Annotated in this window: 21 protein-coding genes; 3 read left to right on the forward strand and 18 right to left on the reverse strand. The window is 44.9% G+C overall.

The window, feature by feature from the left end; genetic code table 11:
- Positions 1–55: 55 nt before the first annotated feature.
- From B5E53_RS14925 to B5E53_RS14955, 7 genes are all read right to left on the reverse strand, one after another.
- Positions 56–2617: an ABC transporter permease gene (locus tag B5E53_RS14925; protein WP_087316456.1), complete on the reverse strand. Its 2562-nt coding sequence runs from the start codon at positions 2615–2617 to the stop codon at positions 56–58.
- Positions 2618–2626: 9 nt separating this feature from the next.
- Positions 2627–3295 carry an ABC transporter ATP-binding protein gene (locus B5E53_RS14930; RefSeq protein WP_087316458.1) on the reverse strand — a complete coding sequence of 223 codons (669 nt, stop codon included), beginning with the start codon at positions 3293–3295 and terminating at the stop codon, positions 2627–2629.
- A gap of 91 nt (positions 3296–3386) precedes the next feature.
- The gene (locus tag B5E53_RS14935; protein ID WP_087316460.1) at positions 3387–4340 is read right to left on the reverse strand and encodes a HAMP domain-containing sensor histidine kinase; all 954 of its coding nucleotides are present in this window, start codon (positions 4338–4340) and stop codon (positions 3387–3389) included.
- 42 nt (positions 4341–4382) lie between these two features.
- A complete protein-coding gene (locus B5E53_RS14940; protein ID WP_087316462.1) occupies positions 4383–5045 on the reverse strand; it encodes a response regulator transcription factor in 663 nt (220 codons plus the stop codon).
- Positions 5042–5575 (reverse strand): flavodoxin family protein, encoded by a 534-nt coding sequence (locus tag B5E53_RS14945; RefSeq protein ID WP_087316465.1) that lies wholly within the window; start codon positions 5573–5575, stop codon positions 5042–5044. Before B5E53_RS14945 ends, B5E53_RS14940 begins: the two co-directional genes overlap by 4 nt.
- A gap of 108 nt (positions 5576–5683) precedes the next feature.
- Entirely contained in the window at positions 5684–6316 is a 633-nt protein-coding gene (locus B5E53_RS14950) for a CatB-related O-acetyltransferase (RefSeq protein ID WP_087316468.1), read from the reverse strand.
- Between the two features lie 261 nt (positions 6317–6577).
- Entirely contained in the window at positions 6578–7093 is a 516-nt protein-coding gene (locus B5E53_RS14955) for a PadR family transcriptional regulator (protein WP_087316470.1), read from the reverse strand.
- A gap of 119 nt (positions 7094–7212) precedes the next feature.
- On the opposite strand from B5E53_RS14955, the gene B5E53_RS14960 reads away from it, so the two are divergent.
- Positions 7213–8604 carry an MATE family efflux transporter gene (locus tag B5E53_RS14960; protein WP_087316472.1) on the forward strand — a complete coding sequence of 464 codons (1392 nt, stop codon included), beginning with the start codon at positions 7213–7215 and terminating at the stop codon, positions 8602–8604.
- A gap of 179 nt (positions 8605–8783) precedes the next feature.
- Here the strand turns inward: B5E53_RS14960 and B5E53_RS14965 are convergent, their stop codons facing one another.
- From B5E53_RS14965 to B5E53_RS14985, 5 genes are all read right to left on the reverse strand, one after another.
- Positions 8784–9065 (reverse strand): CD3324 family protein, encoded by a 282-nt coding sequence (locus B5E53_RS14965; protein WP_087316475.1) that lies wholly within the window; start codon positions 9063–9065, stop codon positions 8784–8786.
- Positions 9066–9303: 238 nt separating this feature from the next.
- Complete coding sequence (locus B5E53_RS14970) at positions 9304–9708, reverse strand: isoprenylcysteine carboxylmethyltransferase family protein (RefSeq protein WP_087316477.1); 405 nt, start codon at positions 9706–9708, stop codon at positions 9304–9306.
- 350 nt (positions 9709–10058) lie between these two features.
- Entirely contained in the window at positions 10059–10262 is a 204-nt protein-coding gene (locus tag B5E53_RS14975; RefSeq protein WP_087316479.1) for a helix-turn-helix transcriptional regulator, read from the reverse strand.
- The gene (locus B5E53_RS14980; protein WP_087316481.1) at positions 10259–10642 is read right to left on the reverse strand and encodes a hypothetical protein; all 384 of its coding nucleotides are present in this window, start codon (positions 10640–10642) and stop codon (positions 10259–10261) included. Before B5E53_RS14980 ends, B5E53_RS14975 begins: the two co-directional genes overlap by 4 nt.
- A gap of 340 nt (positions 10643–10982) precedes the next feature.
- Complete coding sequence (locus tag B5E53_RS14985; RefSeq protein ID WP_087316483.1) at positions 10983–11570, reverse strand: hypothetical protein; 588 nt, start codon at positions 11568–11570, stop codon at positions 10983–10985.
- Between the two features lie 555 nt (positions 11571–12125).
- On the opposite strand from B5E53_RS14985, the gene B5E53_RS19345 reads away from it, so the two are divergent.
- Entirely contained in the window at positions 12126–12278 is a 153-nt protein-coding gene (locus B5E53_RS19345) for a hypothetical protein (RefSeq protein WP_162611933.1), read from the forward strand.
- 126 nt (positions 12279–12404) lie between these two features.
- On the opposite strand, the gene B5E53_RS14995 is transcribed toward B5E53_RS19345, so the two are convergent.
- From B5E53_RS14995 to B5E53_RS15005, 3 genes are all read right to left on the reverse strand, one after another.
- Positions 12405–13865: a glycoside hydrolase family 1 protein gene (locus tag B5E53_RS14995; RefSeq protein WP_087316487.1), complete on the reverse strand. Its 1461-nt coding sequence runs from the start codon at positions 13863–13865 to the stop codon at positions 12405–12407.
- A gap of 24 nt (positions 13866–13889) precedes the next feature.
- Positions 13890–15785, reverse strand: a complete 1896-nt coding sequence (locus B5E53_RS15000) for a beta-glucoside-specific PTS transporter subunit IIABC (RefSeq protein ID WP_087316489.1) — start codon at positions 15783–15785, stop codon at positions 13890–13892.
- A gap of 141 nt (positions 15786–15926) precedes the next feature.
- On the reverse strand, positions 15927–16766 hold the full coding sequence (locus tag B5E53_RS15005; RefSeq protein ID WP_087316491.1) for a PRD domain-containing protein: 840 nt from the start codon (positions 16764–16766) through the stop codon (positions 15927–15929).
- A 516-nt stretch (positions 16767–17282) separates the two neighbouring features.
- Between B5E53_RS15005 and B5E53_RS15010 the strand changes: the two genes are divergently transcribed.
- On the forward strand, positions 17283–18479 hold the full coding sequence (locus B5E53_RS15010) for a recombinase family protein (protein ID WP_242963763.1): 1197 nt from the start codon (positions 17283–17285) through the stop codon (positions 18477–18479).
- Between the two features lie 31 nt (positions 18480–18510).
- On the opposite strand, the gene B5E53_RS15015 is transcribed toward B5E53_RS15010, so the two are convergent.
- The 3 genes from B5E53_RS15015 to B5E53_RS15025 all read right to left on the reverse strand — a co-directional run.
- Positions 18511–18873 carry a helix-turn-helix domain-containing protein gene (locus tag B5E53_RS15015; protein ID WP_343215667.1) on the reverse strand — a complete coding sequence of 121 codons (363 nt, stop codon included), beginning with the start codon at positions 18871–18873 and terminating at the stop codon, positions 18511–18513.
- Between the two features lie 83 nt (positions 18874–18956).
- Positions 18957–19358 carry a pyridoxamine 5'-phosphate oxidase family protein gene (locus B5E53_RS15020; RefSeq protein WP_087316495.1) on the reverse strand — a complete coding sequence of 134 codons (402 nt, stop codon included), beginning with the start codon at positions 19356–19358 and terminating at the stop codon, positions 18957–18959.
- A gap of 147 nt (positions 19359–19505) precedes the next feature.
- Positions 19506–20519, reverse strand: a 1014-nt coding sequence (locus B5E53_RS15025) for an FAD-dependent protein (protein ID WP_087316503.1), incomplete at its 5' end; no start/stop codon positions are given.

Here is a 20519-nt window from a genome sequence, read left to right on the forward strand (position 1 = left end):
GCGGGGCAAAAAGTTCACGAGAAAATAAATTTTTTTAAAATATTTTAAGCAGCTTTTATTCCACTCTTCCTATTCCTTCCGTGATCTGCCTCGTTTTCCAGGATTTCAAGATTCCAAAGGAAAGAATGGCGCAGATTGCCAGCACACACGCCGCCACCAGGGCAAATTCCGCGCAGGCGAAATGAAAGCCATGACCGAACGCCCGCATGTCTGATATACGGTACAGGTATCTCAGCACCGGGTGAGAAAGCAGGAAGGCCGTCAGAACAGCCGTCACTCCCAATGTCACATTTTCAAACAGCATCATTTTTCTGGTCATTGCCACGCTCATGCCGACGGCGCGCAGCATACAGATCTCTCTTGTTCGTTTTTGCATCCGATATCTGAAGTTATTCATTACATTTATCATGACCAGTATAAATGTAAGGATTGATATACCATAAATGTATACCATCTGTTTGTGATAGAACATTTCATTCTGTTCTATCTCCGCAATGAGACTGCGGGTTGATATATTGGAATGATTATTGCCAATCCGGATGAGCTTTTGCTCCAGTATATTCTGCTGCTCCGTGGTCAGGCCTGCGTCTCCGTCGCAATACATACATTGGATCCCGCTCTCCGGCGCCATCTGCTGTATATACCGGTCATTGGTAATCAACAGGGGATATATGGTATTGTTACAATCAAACATAAAAGGAAAAGAAACAATCGCTTTTATTTTGTACGTTTTATACATGTACTCCGCGTCGTAGTCTTTGAACGCCTCATATTCGACGGAGCTTGTCTGTAAATCCTTTCTGTATTTTATAGTAATCGCATCACCTAGGTGATAGTCCATCAGCGGCGTGCCTTCTTTATAAAATCCCGGCAGCTCATTATTTTTGGTATCGTCCATGCGAAGCACTGACAGAATCACCTCATCATCCCCCAGAGTGTCCGGGGTAAACTCACCCTGGATCACATATTTTTGCAGTGCGTTGAGCGCCTCTTCATTATATCCCAGCAGCATAGACTGATAAACCTGGTCTGTTCCGTCATAACCACTTTTGCCGCAGCCGTATATCTCTTTCAATCTCTCATTATATTCGTTATAATACGCATCATTTCTTTTCACTCCATCTTCGTCTATGACTCGGATCGGGAGACCTGCACTGGTTTTCACCGACTGTATTCCTTCCAGATTTTTGATTTTTTCTGCATTTTCTCTCGATATTCCTTCTTCCACATTACTAAAATGCAGCATGGTCAGTGTGTACTCTCCATTCAAATAGTACATTTCCTTTGTATCTTCCCGATAAATCGTCAAAGTCTTTGCCCGGTAAGCCAGCCCTGTGAACAGCGTGACCCCCAGACAGATGGTCAGAACGGCAAAACCACTTGTTTTTAAATCTCTGAAAATGTACTTGCAGCTCATTCGGAATAAGGTTCCCGTTTTGCTGTCTTTCTGACGGATTGGAAACAGCCGTTTTCCATTTCCCGTTTCTTTTCCCGATATGGTATCGATGACAGAATTAGCCGTGACCTTTCTTCCGAATCGATATCCAATCATACTGATCAGGACAAATGTGATGACAACACAGATAAATATCGGCCATATCGGTATTACCAGACGGAAACGCACCGCCTCGCCCAAAAGACAGACTTCCAGGTCTCTGTCGCCCGATGCGAGCATGACCAGCCAGGCGGCAAAAATACCACACAGTATTCCCGCCGGCACGCTGATCCGGTATATATCAAACAATTCCAGCAGCAGCATTCTGCAAAGCTGTCCTTTTTTCATGCCAATGGCTCTCAATATTCCATATTGCTGTGTTCTCGACAATACGGTGATGCGGTAAACGCCGTAAAAAACAACCATACAGATCAGTAAAAGTACGCTGATCATCCCTGCGTCCATCAGATATAACTCCTGCAGATTTTCTCTTGCCGGACATTCTTTGATCTGATTTCTGCCGATCCCCAGCTCTTGTCTCAGTTCTTCAGCCTTGCTTTCGTAATCTACAGAATCCTGAAATCGTATATAGACAAGGTATGGCTCTGTGCTGCTTTCGTCCATAACAGTGTACAGATTTAGAGTTCCATATTTTTTATTTCCATAGATATCTGATAAAATTCCCGTCAGGATGAAGCTTTTTTCTTCCCCTGTTTCTTCCTCAGTGATACAAATTTCCTGATTGATGACGGGCTCGATGCCGAGATTCAGGAGCACCCACCTTTCCGCCACGATCTCTCCGGATTTCTGCGGCAGCCTGCCCTCCGTCAGCTTCGCCATCATGGTCATCGCCGTATCATCATTCCTCGTGAGAAAAACATTTTGTTCCTTACATTTGTACAGATCATAACTTCCCTGCTGCATCGCTGTCCATTGAATGTCCGGGTCTTTTTGCAGCAGATCGATCTGCTCCTGAGACAGCTCGTCCACATAACAATCCGACGGGGTAAACTCAGCTTTTAATTGTATATTTTCTATCTTATGATTGGTATGCAGCAAGGTCAGCAGCACTGTCAGAAGCATAAATGTCAATGCAAAACTGAAAAAAACGGCCAGCGTGTTTTTCTTGTAATTTCTTATAAATTGTTTATGCAGTCCGATATCTTTTCCATCCCCAAACATCACCTTCACCTACCTTGTAACAAATTTTCCGTCTTCTATTCTCAAAATCCGGTCCGCCAGCTGCGCGATTTCTTCATTGTGTGTGATCATGATGATTGTCTGATTGAATGTACTTCCGGTGATTTTCAATAGTCCCAGCACATCCTGGCTTGTCCTTGAATCAAGATTCCCCGTAGGCTCGTCGGCGAGAATCAGTGCCGGTTTTGTCGCCAGGGCCCTCGCGATGGCCACTCTTTGCTGCTGCCCTCCTGAGAGCTGATTGGGAAGACATTTTAATTTTTTATCAATTCCAAGCATCCGCACGATTTCCAATACATACTTTTCATCCACTTTTCTGCCGTCCAGCTTCAACGGCAGAATAATATTTTCCCAGACGCTGAGCATCTGAATCAAATTATACTGCTGAAAAATAAATCCTATCTTTCTGCGTCGGAAAACCGTCAGCGCATCATCGGACAATTCCTGGATTTTTTTCTGATCGACGATAATCTCCCCGTCGGTGGGAACATCCAGCCCTCCGACCATATTCAGAAACGTCGTTTTTCCGCTTCCTGACGAACCGACGACCGCCACAAACTCTCCCCGTTCCACCGTGAGATTGATGCCATTGAGTGCCTGCACCTGGGTTTCGCCGGCACCGTATGTCTTCCTCAGTTCTTTTATCTCTAAAATATTCATCGCATTTCCCCCCTTAACAAAAAAATATAGCCTGTATGTTTTCTATACAGACTATACCATATGATCATCACAAACCAGTCTCCACAATCTCTCACTTTTGAGACATTTCCTCCTTCATGAAGAACAGGGAAAATGTACTGCCCTCATCCATCTTTGAAGAAAGTTTGATATATCCATTTTGCGCTCTCATAACCTCTCTTGCCAGATAGAGTCCAATGCCGACGCCGGGGCTGTCGCTGACCGTCTCAGAACGATAAAATCTTAAAAACACATTTGCCTGTTCCTCCTCCGGTATTCCCGGCCCGTTATCCGAGATATCCATTCTGACCAGCGATGGATACGACTGCACACGCACTGTCACCCTTCCTCCCCGGGGCGTATATTTTATAGCGTTATCCACAATATTAGCCACCGCCTCGATGGTCCATTTTCTGTCAAAGGCAGCCTGTTCATCGGTATCGGCTGCTTCAAACCGTATCTCTTTCCGGGCCGCTATGGCCTGGAACTGGTTCCTGACCGCCTCAAGAACGGTTTGCAGCGGCTGTCTTCTGGCATGGACCCGAATGATTCCTGTCTCCAGCCGGGACAGTTTCACTAACGATTCCATTAAAAAATTCAGCGTTTCTGCCTGCTCTTCGATGGCATTGAGCGCGTCCCGGATATTCTGCCTGTCTTCCGGATTCCGCATCTTCGTCCACTCTTCCAGAAGCTGTGAATACAGTACGATATTAGAAATAGGAATGACCGCCTGATGGGATATATCAGAAATCTGTTCCTGCATCTGCTCCCGTTCCTTTGCCAGCCTGCTGACCTTCCGCTCATGGTCGCAAAGGTAACGCCACATATCACTTTCGATCACAGACATACGGGATTCATCCAGGCGCTTTTCCTGAAATTCTCCCGAAACCGCATCTTCCAGCATATCCTCCATATTTCCGGCAAATCTCTTTTCTCTCCTCGTAAAATAAAGGATCGCTCCCGCCAGGGCACACAGTAAAAACAAAACTATGACTGCCAGTACAGCAATTACAATTTCTTCATTCATACCTTCTCCGATTCTCCTGATTATTCTGGATGATTCTGAAAATCAGTTTCTCACCCATTTGTATCCCACTCCGTACACCGTCTTGATACATTCGTGCTGACTGCCCAGCTTATTCCGCAGACGGTTTACCACAACGGTCAGGGCATGCTCCTCCACATATTCCGTATCGCCCTGCCAGACGTAATCAATCAGCTGGCTGCGGCTCAGATTCCTCCCTTTGTTTTCCAGCAGACATCTGAGCAGCCTCTGTTCCGTTTTACTGAGCTCCAGGATATCCTTTCCTCTCATGAATTCCATTTTGCTAAAATCAAAACAAAAATCATCGATTCTGTATACATCTGGCGAAGGATTTCTGTCTCTTAACTGTACGCTGACCCTGGCCCGCAGAACCATCAGACTGAATGGTTTCGTGATATAGTCATTGGCCCCCAGTTCCAGACCCGATACAATATCCATCTCCATCTTATTAGCAGTGAGAAGTATGACCGGCACGTTGTCCGTCTTGCGAATCCCAGTCAGAAAGTCCATACCATTTCCATCCGGCAGGTTCACATCCAGTATGATAAGATCCACAGGCTGCTCTTCATATATATCGGAAGCTGACCGGAGCGAAAAAGCCTGAAGGCAGAGAAACTCCTTCCGCAAAGCCAGCCTGATCCCGTCATTCAGTTTCTTATCGTCTTCCACAATGAGGATTGTTTTCATACCATCTGCCCCATGACGTAAGCCTTCTCCGGCAATGCCGTCTTTGCGACCTTTCCTGCCTCCATGACATTTTCCGCATATAATTTTCCTTTTATCTCATACTCCTCGAGATGCTCCACAAAGCCATCCAGATCCCCGAGAGACCGTTCTATGATCTCCCTTTGCAATCCTGCCGACACAATATAATATACTTCTTTTTTTCCGAGATGCTGCCAGATTGGATATGTACGGTCAATAAAGGTCTTCATCTGGGCGCTGATCCCGTAAAAGTAAACGGGCGTGGAAAGAACCAGCACATCTGCCTCTTTATATTTTTCCAATATCTCTCTCATATCATCCTGCAGAACACAGATTCCCCCGTTTTTCATACAGGCATCGCAGGCGTGGCAGAATCCGATATTCTTTTCCGCCAGACGAATCAGACAGACCTCATTTCCCTGTGATTCTGCGCCTTCTTTGAATTTCTCACACAACAACTGGGAATTTCCGTTTTTCCTCGGACTGGACGATATTATTAATACTTTCTTCATTTTTAATGCTCCTTTAAGGATAAAACTTACAGACTAAACTACATTTTCCAGTATACCAGATGTGTGAATTTTGTAAAAGATGATTTTGACCTTTAGCGCCTGTCTGGATCATACCCTGTTTAACTGCTCCACACAGCCTGACTGGATGGCCGTGATATTTTCTCTTATCATTTCTTCCGGCCAGTCCCACCACCGAAGGCGCAGCAGTTCCTCCACGGTATCTTCGTCGAATCTTCTGCGGATGATCTTTGCAGGAACACCTCCCACAATGGTATAGGGCGGCACGTCCTTTGTGACCACCGCCCGGCTGCCGATCACCGCGCCGTCTCCGATGGTCACTCCCGCGAGGATGACCGCCTCATAACCAATCCATACATCGTTTCCGATGACGATATCTCCCTTATGATCCCAGGCCTCTTTCATCTTGTCCCACGGGAGCCCCCATTCCTCAAAAAACAGAGGAAATGTATAGGTGGATAAAGAATCCAGCGTATGGTTGGCGCTGTTAAACAGAAACTTTGCTCCACAGGCAATGGAGCTGAACTTTCCGATGATGAGTTTATCCCCATTGATCGGATAGTGATACAACACATTATTCTGCTGAAACTCTTTTGGATCGTGGACAAAGTCATTGTATACTGTATAATCGCCCACCTGAATATTGGGATTTGTGATAACATTTTTCAGATAAATGGTCTGTGTGTCCCCGGTTCTCGGGTAAATTTTGTTTGGTGCAGCCATGTTTCATCATTCCTTTCTTTCCTGGTGCTGAATTATTTTACTTGTAATCACTGGCACAAATTTTCTTTGCAGCAATTTCTGTTACAGGACTATTTTATTGGTCATCCAGAATACATGGCTATTTTACTTTTCAGAAAATGTACTTTCAATCCACAGAACGCTACCGTATCATTCTGTGGAAAATACCATGGAAACAGACACACTTCCCGGCAGAGGAACTCCCGCTGCCATATTCGTATGGGCAGCGCTTTTGCTTTTCCCCTACTGCACTGTCTCGATCCATTTTTCCATAGCCTGGACGAGCAGCATCTGCTGCTGCAGTACAGCCCAGCCGGTTTCCGGAATATCCGGGTTATCTTTCTTTGCCGCTGCATTTTCTTCCAGATATCCCTTCAAAATACGGATATTATCAGAAATATTTTCCAGACACTTTTTCCGTTCCTCTGCCGGCAGGCCGTCCAGATTGACGATTACGGCGTTAAAATCCAAAAAGAACCGGATGGGTTGATTGGATATCTCAAGCATCAGCCTCTGAAATTCTTCCTCTCCGGTTTCCGTCAGAGAATACACTGCTTTTTCCGGCATTTTCCCTTCGCGGACAGTGTTTCCCGTAATAAATCCCTTCTTTTCCAGCTGAATTACTTTCTTATAGATAGATGGGGTGCTGATTTTCACCCACTTTGAAATGTTTCGATATTCCACCAGTTTCTGAATGTCATAAGCGCTCAGTGGCTCTTTTTTCAGCATACCAAGCACGATCAAATCTATGGCCGCCATTCTATTCTCCTTTCTCTCTTGACAGATACTATAATTTATAGTAGTATGTGTTTCCGCAGTTTTACTATAAATTATAGTAGTCTATTTTATATCAAAAGTCAAGAGAAAGGAGTACACGTATGAACACTCAAAACAACAAAATGAATCTTCTGGGTAGTGTGCCAGTTCCCAGAGCTTTACTTTCCATGGGGCTTCCGACCATGGCGGGAATGTTGATCAATGCCCTTTACAGTCTGGCCGATACCTACTTTGTGGGCGGACTCGGCACGGTGCAGATGGCTGCCGTAACCGTAGCCTATCCTCTGGGACAAATCGTTGTGGGGCTGGGACTGCTGTTTGGAAATGGAGCTGCCGCCTATCTATCCAGGCTTCTGGGTCAGGACAACCGAAAGACGGCAAATGCAGTGGCAAGCACCGCTTTATACAGCAGTATCGGAATCGGCGCCATTGCCATCCTCCTCTCCCTGTTTTTCCTGCAGCCAATCCTACGGCAGTTTGGAGCGCTTGCTGACATTATGCCCTATGCATTATCTTACAGCCGCATTTACATTACATTTTCTATATTCAATGTCTTCAATGTGGCTATGAACAACATCGTTTCCAGCGAGGGAGCCGCCAGAACTGCCATGCTCGCTCTGATGTCCGGCGCTGTATTAAATGTAATCCTGGATCCGATTTTCATTTATACATTGGGACTGGGCGTTTCCGGCGCGGCCATCGCCACCGCACTCTCGCAGATGGTATCTTCCGCCATCTATATCACTTATATTCTCCGCAAAAAAAGCGTATTTACCTTCCACATCAGAGAATGCCGCTTTTCCGGAGACATTTTATCGGAGATACTGAAAATAGGCGTTCCAACCCTGCTGTTTCAATTACTCACCAGCATTTCCATTGCCATGATCAATGATGCCGCCAAGGAGTACGGTGGTTCCGCCCTTGCAGCCATGGGACCGGTCACGAAAATCCTGTCGATGGGAACCCTGATCGTATACGGTTTTCTGAAGGGCTTCCAGCCCATCGCCGGTTACAGCTATGGGGCAAAAAAATATGAACGCTTACTGGAAGCCATCCGGACAGCGACCCTATGGTCCACCATCTTCTGCATCATCTTCGGCCTCGCCACTGCCATTTTTTCCGGTCCGATCATGACACAATTTACATCCGGAGACGCACAAATGATACAGACTGGCCAGCGGGCATTACAGATCAACGGCCTGTCCTTTATGCTTTTCGGCGTCTACACCGTTTACTCTTTTCTATTCCTCGTCATGGGAAAAGCCAGAGAAGGCTGTCTTCTCGGGGCCTGCCGACAGGGCATCTGCTTTCTCCCTGCGATTTTGCTGCTGCCGCACATCCTTGGACTGAACGGCGTTATTCTGGCACAGCCCGTGGCCGATGTTCTCTCGTTTGTCATCACCATAATCATGGCGGTAAGGCTGCACCGGGAGCTCAACGCTGCCCGGAACAGAAAGCCTCTGACCGAACATGACAGCAACAGACAGCCATAATTTCATTGGTATACTTTCCAGAGAACATTTTTTATAACAGCCAGATCCTCAAAACCATTATTTCAGATCAAAAGAAAGGAGAGCCTCCCGGCGGAAGCTCTCCCACTTATCTTTCATCCATTCTTATTATGATTTCATTTCTTCGATTCCGTTTTCGCCATCTCATTTTCATCATTACGTTATTTGCCTTTCTTTCGTTTCCTCTGATAAATAATCTTTCTGATGGCAGAAATCGAAAGGCTGTACCGGTCAGCCAGCTCTTCCACCGAACTTCCCTGACGGTATTCTGATATAATCTTTCCGTTGCGTTTCTCAAGTTCCTCCCGATAACCGGACAGCTCGCCCCAGGCTTTGTGCTGCTCTTCCTTGGCAGGTACATAAATGTATCCCGCCTGAACATATTTCTGCAGCTCCTCGACCAGCTCATCGGGAAGAATTACATTTGCATTGATGTATTTCATATGCAGGCTCCTTCCCTAATTGATCGTCCAGGAAGCAAAGCCAGTCATATGCAAGCGACTATTTGTATTCTCTCCACGCAAATGTCGCTCTTTTCACTGGCTTTGCGTGGAGCCATACATCATTTTTTCGTTTTTTATTTCGGCACATTTTTATCACCTTTTTCTATCTATCTGCGTTTTATCTCCGTCATTTATAAATGTATTCTACCATCTGTACTGTCAAAATGCCCAAGACATTTTAAATATAACGTCTCACTCTCTTCTTATATTCCTCATACGCCGTTCCGAATCTTTCTATACATTCTCTTTCCTCTGCCAGAATAATCCAGTGAGCAGAAATCTGAAAGATCATTATAATCCCCATCAGGACCAAAGACTGTGTCAAAAAAGCCATCCCCATAAAGCAAATAAAATATGCCACATACATGGGATTGCGGGAAAATCGGTATATCCCATTGATATTTAATCCTGTGTCATCAGGAGAAGAAAAATTTACCATAGAAGCAGCGCATAAACAAAGCCCCGTAAGGTAAAGGACTGTCCCCACATAAAACTGCCAGGAAAAATCCGGTTTTTTGTCCAAAGCTGAAAGCAGCAGAAATCTTACTGCTAAAAATGGAACTAATAATAAAATGCTGTTCATATATTTATCCGTACCCACAAGTTTTATTCAAAGACGATATTTATTAAATATTTACTTTTGATTTCCAGCATCACGTTTTCATCGGGAGAAAATGTTTTGCCGATTACACGGTACACAGGCAAACCTGTTTCACTTTGTTTTTCCTAAGAAAGTCCGGATTCACAGATATCTACTTGGCGAGGATTTCGTCATTGCCGTAAAAAGTTTCCAGCAACTCCGGTTTTATGGACTGTAGAGAACCCAACCAAAAGATGAGCGGAATGATTTTTCAGTTTGAAAGGCTCTAAAGCGGATAATTCAAATATACCGTGTGGAAGAACATTAGCCAATAAACTTTTCCATGCCTTCTTTCAGTCTGTAAATTCAAATAACTCCTCCACCGTCGTATGAAAAACTTTTGCAATATCCATTGCCATTTTCAGAGATGGATTATAGCGCCCGTTTTCTAAATGGACAATTGTTTCTCTACGAACACCAATCAAAGCTGCCAACTCACTTTGTTTCATATTTTCTTTTTCCCTGTATTCTTTAATCTTTGTTTTCAACATCGTTATTCCATCCCATTTTTATCAATCCAGTAAAATACAATGGCTCGAATCAGCACTAAAATAAAAATACCGCCTGTTACAAGATAGCCTGTTAAATATGGAGAAGTGCCGTCTAACAGTAAAAAAGGAAAGGTGATAATTCCCATAAAGACGATGGCAACCTTGAAGCAGATAGCATCTGCGATTTGTACGGTCTTTTTCGCGTATTCGTCCATAACATCAGCATTTTTCTTCAACCAACTTACGACAGCCAATAGAATAATCGCAATCCATACCGGCGCATTGGAATTTAACTTATAAATCACCATCAGATGATAGTATGCCGGAATACAAAAGGCAACAATGGCTTGGACAAACATAAGCATTCTTAGACTAATTCTTTTCATAGCAACCTCCAAGTGATATATTTATAACTTCTTGTTGTTATAAATATATCACTTCTGATTTCCTGTGTCAATAGATTATGTGAAATATTTTTAACTTCTCAATGCGGAACAGTGGTCTGCTGTCTATCAAATTCTTCAAGTGACCTTCCGGGCATCTGCCGCCATACCGAAAACAGGAGTATGGCTCTGACTACTTGATTCGACAGAAAGTGAAATCCGGGGAATTGTTTCAAGTGGGAAAAGCTGTTTACTCAGAGGAAAGGCATGTGCCGGAGCTGGCAGTTCTGGCATTTAAATATCCCCATGCAATCATTACCATGTACAGCGCATTTTTATACATTCATTTTAGCTGCTCCCATAAAGATTGCCTGACATTTGCTCCGGATGAAATAATGGTTTTCTCTATTTCATCTCCGCTTTTATACACCCTGTACTCCACCTGAAAATACGGCTCTTCCCCGTATACCGGCACCAGCACCTCGCTGCTGCTGTACTGAGCCTGGCGGAACTCGTAGCCACAGCATTGGAAGGCAGCCTCCACGGTGATTCCCGCTTCCGAAAATGTAAAGTTCTGAAATGTGTCGGCGCTTTCTTTGATTCGCCTGTAAAGCAGAGATGGCGGGGCAGCGGTCAGATTATAGCTATCCTGCGCGCAGATAAAAGACAGCGCTGTCAGGGCCATCAAATCTCCGTAAGATGCAATTTCTATGTTTTCATTCTTATATTCTGCAGAAAAGGAAACTCCTGTCAGCAGCAGCATGAGAAGGGCCGCACCGACTGCCTTTGCCGGCGCATACCGGCGGTTCAGCCAGAGTACATTTTCTTCTTCCCATTCCAGATTTTCTCCTGCCCTGCAATCCCGGTAGGATTTATATTCCCGGATGAGCCGGTACACCGGAATATGGAAACCGGAACCTTTGCCAAGCACTATCCACGTTCTTTTCCTTATATCAGCTTTCTCCGGCAGAACAGGATATTATGAGGGGATTTTCCTTTGCCCCGACAGGCGGGATCAGCGGCAGGCTATATGCACACTGGCTAAAGCTGTCTAATATGAATATTATCAATGGCCTGATTGAGAAAGGGTTCATACAGACACAAACCGGACGGCATATTGCACTTCACCCAATGATACAGGAAATTACTGTTAACGAAACAACTCCATCTGTAGAGAACGTATTCCCGTACATGGAGAAATACCACTATACAGCCGGAATGGAATTACTCATCAGTAAATTACATTATTAAAGGATAAAACTTCCGGTTCTGAATCAGACCGGGCGCTGCTCCTAGATTATCAGGCATCCTCCGCCAGAGAATGGATTTCTATGATCACACCGGTTTTGAAGAAATACAAAGCTATTACAAAGGCGATTCGGACAAAGCCGTTAGAAAAGGAATCTCTTCAGTCACAGAAAAAGAAATATGACAACTTATCTGATCAGCTGACAGAGATCAGGTTTATCAGAAGTTATATGCCACGATGGGACAGAGATTCGATGCCTCCCTGTTTCATGAATCTGTCAGTGATATAGATGACCGGCTTGGTGAAAATCTGGAAACTTTCTATGAACAGGCTTATCAAAAGCGTGCTTTATGGAAAATGGAACTCAGAAAAAACAGCCTGTCCAACTGAAGAAAAAAGTGCATGATCATAAATGGTAACAGGCGGCACTAAGTACCGCCTGTTACCATTTAGTTAGACTTTTATCGAGGGCTTACACCTGTCTAGCAGCCCTGTCAGGAATAAAGCTTCTGTTCTCTACTCCTCTTCAAAGATCTCTTTCCCGTTTGTCTCAATGACTTTTTTGTACCAGTAGAAGCTGTCCTTTTTGAAGCGCTCAAGTGTGCCTCCCTCCTCTTCTTCCCGGTCCACATAAATGAAGCCATATCGCTTCTGATATCCGTTCAGCCAGCTCAGAAGGTCGGTGAAGGACCAGGTGCAATAGGCCAGTACCTGGCAGCCCTCTTCCACAGCTTCTCCCAGCGCCTTGATATGCTCCTTCAGGTAGCAGATCCTGTACTCGTCATGTATCTGACCGTCCTCAGTCTTTTTGTCAAACGCTCCCAGTCCGTTCTCAGAGATGACTATGGGCAGCGCATAGCGGCTTGTAATCTCTCTACAACAGAACTGAAGTCCCGAAGGATCGATACTCCAGTCCCAGTCTGTGGTCATCAGATACGGATTGGCCGGATTTTTGTAAATCCCCGGCATCCCCAGCTCCTGGGCAGAGCCCTTAATACCGGTCGTGTTCATCGTCCCATAGGGAGTGGCTCCGTCCATGGGATTGTACTCGCACACACAACTCTGGTAATAGTTCACACCCATAAACGTGATTTGTGATGCCGCCTGTCTGAGAATCTCCTCGTCTCCATCAGCCATGTCCGGTGCAATCTTTTTTTTCTTCAAATATGTCATCGCTGCAACAGGATAGCGCCCGTATGCATAGACATCCATCCACCAGTAGTTTTTCAGATCATCGTAGTTGGCTTTTGCCATAGCGTTGATAGGCCTGCAGTCCAGGGCATAGGAGGGGGTGTAGGCAAAGCTTGCCCCTATCTGTCCCTTCCCTCCCATCTGCCGGTAAGCCAACACCGCCTTTGCATGAGCCATAAACGCATGATGATTGACCTGGTAAAACATCTTCTGGTTATCAAATTTACCCGGCGGATGCTGGGCTGTCAGCCATCCCAGCGAAGTAAATATATTCTGCTCGTTCAGAGTGATCCAATACTTTACCTTGCCGTCAAACCTAGAAAACAGCGTTTTTGCATAATGTACATAATCATCGATGATGCGGGGGCTCTCCCACCCCTGATACTCATCGACAAGGGCCTGGGGCAGATCCCAGTGGTAAATGGTCACCATGGGCTCTATGTTGTATTTCAGGCACTCGTCAATGATATTCTGGTAAAAGGCTATTCCCTCCTCGTTGACCTCCCCAGTCCCCTCAGGGAAGATCCTGGCCCAGGAGACAGAAAAGCGGTATGTATTCAGCCCCATCTCTGCCATCAGTGCGATATCTTCTTTGTACCTGTGATAGTGATCCACTGCCACATCCCCTGTAGTGGCTTTGTAAGTCTTGCCCGGAATGCGCACAAACGCATCCCAGTTCGTCATCCCTTTTCCGCCTTCTTTCCATCCGCCTTCAATCTGATATGCGGCAGAAGCACTTCCCCAGAGAAATCCCTCCGGAAATCCTGCTGCTCTCATCTGTTCCATGTCTCTTCCTCCTTTTATTTTCGATTAACGTACTATCAGTATATCATCCAGCTCCTTCACCGGTCCGGAGGCGGTGGAAGAAACATCCGCAAATGCATCCATGTTGGATACAATAACCGGAGTCGTAATGTCATATCCCGCCTTCACAATCTCATCTTTGTCAAACTCCAGAATAACTTCTCCCTTCTTAACTGTATCTCCGGAAGCCTTTTTCGGATGGAAATATTTTCCTTCCAGATTTACCGTGTCCATACCTACATGTATCAGTAATTCCACACCATCCTTGCTGGTCATTCCGACTGCATGACCGGTCTCAAACATTATATCTATTTTTCCGTCAAATGGGGCTGCCACTTCTCCCTTCTCCGGGATGACAGCGGCGCCTTTTCCCAGAATTCCCTGTGAAAATGTAGCGTCCTTCACCTGCTCCAGCGGGATGCACTCTCCCTGGATAGGGCTCGAAATACGGATTTCTCTTCCCTCCGGAAGGGGAGCGACTGCAGGCTTGGCTTCTTCTTCCAGAATATCCTCATCGTCCTCGTCCACAATGTCTTCAAAACCGATCAACATAGTAGCGATAAATGCCACAATGATTGTTATGACAATGGTAAGGGCTGCTATCAAAAGGCTGGCCGCTCTGTCCTCCTCCACATACTGAACAATCGTCACGATTGCCGGTGTTGCGATACCAAAGCATTTCATCTGGAAAAATCCACCGAAGAGTCCACCTGCGACAGCTCCGATGCAGGCTCCCAGCATTGGCCTTTTCAGTCTCAATGTCACACCGTAGAGAGCGGGCTCTGTAATACCTGCCACAAGTGCGGAGAATGCGGAGGAGCCTGCCACCTGTTTAAAATCTTTATTTTTGCTCTTTACGGATACGGCAAGAGAAGCAGCACCCTGCGCCATGTTGGAGCAGAGCTCACCGATACAGATAAAGTTCTCATACCCGGTTGTAGCAATCATACCAAGCTTTATCGGGGTAAATGCATGGTGCATGCCAGCCATGACAACAAACGGATAAATACCGGCCACCAGTCCGATAGCGATAAAACCGAGCTGGTCATGGATAAAGTATACGACATCTGACAGGATATTGCCGAGGATTGCCCCCAGAGGTCCCAGTACGATCAGAGCAATCGGTGCCTCGATCAGCACCACCAGCATGGGGCGCAAAAAGTTCTTGGTCACCACGGGCGTAATCTTATCTGCCAGCTTCTCCACATACTTTAGGGACCATACTGCCAGGATGATCGGGATGACCGAGTAGGAATAGGAAGCATAGGTAACCGGAATAAAGCCGAGGAATTTTACCACCTCCCCTGCCTCATTTGCATTGCTCATCAGAGAAATAAAATTAGGATGGAGCATGATAAGCGCAATGCTGGCCGCATAGTACATATTTGTCCCGAATTTCTTTGATGCAGAAATGGCAATCAAAACAGGCATAAAGAAAAAAGCTCCGTCTCCCATAACGCTTAACAGGTTATAGGTATTCCCTTCTGTATCAAGCACACCTATCATGGGCAGTAGCGTCAAAAGCACCTTGATCATGGCTGCGCCGATGATTGCTGGAATAACCGGCGCCATAATGCCGGAAATCGTATCCATCAGCATAGAGACGATTCCCTTCTTTTCCTGCTTCTGTGGTGCTTTCTTCGGAGCCTCGTTTGAGAAGTTGCCAAGCTTATTCAGCTCTGCAAAGACATTGGCCACGTCATTTCCTATGATGATCTGGTACTGTCCTGCCTTCTTCATCACTCCCATAACACCTTTTGTCTTTTTCACTGCCTCGTCGTCCACAATGGACTCGTCTTTCAGCGTGAATCTTAGCCTGGTCATACAATGTACAAGGCTGATTACATTTTCTTTTCCTCCTACACGCTGCAGGATTTTCTTTGCAACATTTGCGTAATCCATATCTTCACCTCATTAGAATTAATATATGTATCCCGGAAGTATCCGGAAAAAGAAAGACCTAGCCTTAAAGAGCACATTTTCCCGGGAAATGTACCCTTCAGGGCCAGGTCTTGCTTAACTGAATAATAACAAACCTGCGAACTAGCGATGCTGTTCGTCCAGTATTCTCTTTATATGAATCAGCAGATACAGCTCCTCATCTATGCTGATCCGGTATCCGTACTGCTTTTCAATGAACCGGGCCACCTTTTCCACCCCCGTATAGGCATGCCCGTTTTGTGCCACCATTGCCTGGTATATCTCCCCCATGCTGTCTTGATAGACCTCACCGTCCAGGACTCTGGCTGAGAAAAATTTTAAATGCGTCAGAAACCTCTGATAGGACACAGAATCCTCGTCAAATTCAATCCTGAAATGTATTTTTACAATCTTGATAATGGCATTAATTAGCTCTGTCATCTTCTGCACATCTGAAACCTCGCTGCTCTCAAGCTCTGAGGATATAATGTGCATGGCGATAAATCCCGCCTCGTCTTCTCCCAGATCAATATCTGTCATCTTCCGTATCCACTCAATGGCCTCCTTGGCCACCCTGTATTCCTGTGGATAAAATTTTCGAATTTCGTGTCGCATCAGATTCTTAAGGCTGATTCCGCTCTGGTATCTCTCCACAGCGGAATTGATGTGATCAGTCAATGTCACATAGAGGGTATCTCTCACCTTCAGTCCTGCTTCTCTAGAAGCATTGACTACCTTGCCGGCAATCTCCAGATATTTCTCCGAGATTTCTCTCACCACCTGCTGGAGCCTGTAATTATCCTCCGCACTCTTCAGACAATAAATCTTCTCCACGCGGGACTTGTCCAGCTCTTCGCCCTTTTTCTTTTTAAAACCAATCCCAGCGCCGGTAATGATAATTTCCTGGCTGCACGAATCCATCGATACAACTGCATTTGTATTCAGAACTCTGATGATTTTCACCTGTTCCTACCCCCTCCAGCAAGCATCCAAAACGGCTTTACAATAAAAAAACTGCCCATAATACTATTATCCCAATCAGTATTATAAACAGTCTTGCTTACCATCACGTAATAACAAACTTAATTTATGCGTATATATTAACAGTTCTCAGTTCATTTGTCCATAGCTATATTTATTTTCATCATATATCATAATTCCTTCTTTGATTTTTATGCAATATTACCAAAATTATTTTCTCCGCTTCAGACAACATGTGGCGCTATACCGCTCATCTCAATTCCATAAAATGTATGGATCTTCACTATGTCAGTACAGAAATTCGTCCAAGAATACGGACGAAATTTGTTGATGAAAGAGTCTTTTTGACCTATGTTAATTTCACTTTTTGAAAGTTGTCCATACTTTGCTTTTATATACATATGTGTCTATATTACCGTTTACTCATTTGATACTATATGATATAATAGTTTATATTATATATCATATAATGAAGCGAAACGCAATGAAAGAAAATGAGTGGAACGTGAAACTATAGCTGAGCGTATCCGGGATAATATGCACGAACTGGCAAAAACCGGACGGTGGCTTGGAGGCACAACTCCCACTGGATATTCTTCTGAATCAGTCCAGAAGGTCACCACAGACGGAAAGGCAAAGAAAGCCTGCAAATTGAAACTGATACCGGAAGAGGCAGAGATTATCAAATTGATCTTCGATCTATATATTGAATATGACTCATTGACAGCCCCAGAATCGGAATTAATGAAACTGGGGATCAAAACAAAGAATAATAAACACTTCACCCGTTTTTCCATAAAATCCATTTTACAGAATCCAGTCTATATGACCGCAGATGAAACCGCCTACAATTACCTTGTAAAAGAAAATACAGATCTGAACTCTGATAAGAAAGATTTTGATGATATCTATGCCATTATGGCATATAATCGTACCCGTCAAGAAAAAGGAAAGGCAGTCACCTATCTTCCGCCCGATAAGTGGATCGTAGCAGTATGCCTGCATCCGGGGATTATTCCAAGCAAGATATGGATTTCCGTCCAGGATTCCCTCAACCGGAATAAAAGTAAAGCCTACCGTAAACCCCGAAATAATAAAGCATTACTCACCGGCTTGTTATACTGTACCTGCGGTAACCGTATGTACCCGAAGATCAGCAAACAGAAAACTGCGAATGGTAAACCGATCTATATTTATGTATGCAAGCTGAAAGAACGCAGCAAACGCACGCTTTGCAACAGCAAAAATGCCAATGGAAATACCCTGGATGTGGCTGTTATCGAGCAAATCAAACTGCTTGAGGATGACAAAGGCTCTTTTATCGATCAGCTGGAGCAAAGCAGGAAATTCTATACCAGGAACCGGGTAGCCTATGAAGACCAGATTGCTTCTATGCAGAAAAATAAATCCGATATTGATGTTATGCGTCAGTTATTATCAGTTTTCAAAGACAGTATTGATGAAATGACCGTGGAACAGAAACGCTCTGCAATCCGTACTCTGGTCCGTAAAGTCGTGTGGGACGGCGTCAAAGCTCATATTATCTTATTTGGCGCACAGGATGATGACATTGAGTATCCGCCGCTCTCCCAGTTCAGCAATGAAACAAACGCTGCGGAGGATGACGATATCCTCACAAAAACCCATCGGGGAGAAGATATCAAAAGGGACTTTACAGTCAATAGATTAATATAAAATTGTTGTTTCCCTCTCCAAACCGCATTTCTTACTCTTTCTTTTTGGTGTATGCAATGTATTTTTGTCCCCACTCCTGCAGCGCCTCCATTACGGGATGAAATTCTTTCCCCAGCGCTGTTAAAGAATACTCGACTTTCACAGGGACAGAGTCATACTGCTTTCGCTCCACCAATTCGTTTTCGATGAGTTTTTTCAGTTGAACCGACAGGGTGGCATGGGTCATTTTGGGCATGAGGCGCTGAAGCTCATTGAAACGAACAGGACCGTCCTCCAGATAATGCAGGATCAAAACCGCCCATTTTCCTGAAATCAGACTCTGGGCCGTGGCGTAAGGACATTTTCCAAACCTCTCTTCGATGGTTGTATCCGTTTCAATTAATCGCTTCATCATTATTACCTCTTAATTATTATCTGTTCTTAATTATTATCTGTTAAGTATCTCTTCTTAAATTAACGCTTCCTAACTGTTGTCTCTTATACATCAAATTCTTCTTTCAGATCCAGCATGCCGCGAATCTCCACATGGCCGTTTTCCAGATAAAACATACCCATTTCCCAGCCATTCTTGTCATACAAACTCATGATCTGCGGCATTGCTTCTCGTACCTTCTCTAAAAGGTTCTCGTCTTTTACGATTTTCACAACGCCGTCGTAACGCATAAATTCCTGACCGGATACTGCCAGCACTTCCACCTTCGGATTTTTTGTGAGCTGGGAATATACATTTTTAAATGTTCCGCATCCAAAGTAGAGGCGGTCTCCATCCAGTAAATGAAATCCGAAAGGGCGTCCTTTTGGCTGATCACCATCTGTGGTCAGAAAATAAAATGTCTTTGCATCATCTAAAAACTTGTTTACTTTTTCAATATTAGTCATTTGCGTATCCTCCTTAAATATAAGTCACTTTTTTGAACCGCTTTAATTATATGACCAATATTAAAATCCCACAAGTACGATTATTTTTGATACCTGGTATCATAAAGGATACCTTGGCTATCGCATGGCATTACCGTCATGCAGCCTCTACTTCTCCGCGATCTTCCTTGCCACATAGACGCCGCTGGCTGATGCATGGGACAGGGAGTGTGTCACACCGCTTCCGTCTCCGATCACATAGAACCCTTTGTGCGTCGTCTCCAGATTCTCATCCAGCTGCACTTCCATATTGTAGAACTTCACTTCCACACCATAGAGCAGCGTATCATCGTTTGCCGTTCCCGGCGCGATCTTATCGAGTGCATACACCATCTCAATGATACCGTCAAGGATACGTTTCGGCAGTACCAGACTCAGATCTCCGGGCTCCGCTGAAAGTGTAGGGCGCACAAATCCTTCTTCAATCCTCTTTGCCGTACTTCTTCTGCCGCGAATCAGATCGCCAAATCTCTGAACAAGCACTCCGCCACCCAGCATATTGGAAAGCCGTGCAATGCTTTCGCCGTATCCGTTACTGTCTTTAAAAGGCTCGGAGAAATGCTTTTCCACCAGAAGGGCGAAGTTTGTATTCTCCGTCTGCTTTGCAGGATCCTCGTAGCTGTGTCCGTTTACCGTCACGATCCCATTGGTATTCTCATTTACGACGATACCGTAAGGATTCATACAAAACGTCCTTACCTTATCCTCAAACTTTTCCGTGCGGTACACGATCTTGCTCTCATAGAGCTCATCGGTCAGGTGGGAGAAGATCACGGCAGGAAGTTCAACTCTCACGCCGAGATCCACCCGATTTGATTTTGTCGAGATGTCCAGCCTTTCACAGATTTTCTCCATCCATTTGCTTCCGCTCCTGCCTACTGAGACGATACACTGGTCACACTCATAACCCGTATCCCCGCATATCACCCGGTAACCGTCGCTGCTGGCCTCCAGATCATCCACAGAGCTGTTAAAATGAAACTCAACCTTCTCTTTCAGTTCCGCGTACATATTTTCCAGCACGACATAATTGATGTCCGTACCCAGATGACGTACCGATGCATCCAGCAGTTTCAGTTTATTTTGCATACACAGCTTTTTGAACTTCGTACCCGCAGTGGA

The organism is Eubacterium sp. An11 (assembly GCF_002161065.1).
Classification (GTDB): Bacteria; Bacillota; Clostridia; order Lachnospirales; family Lachnospiraceae; genus Anaerobutyricum; species Anaerobutyricum faecale.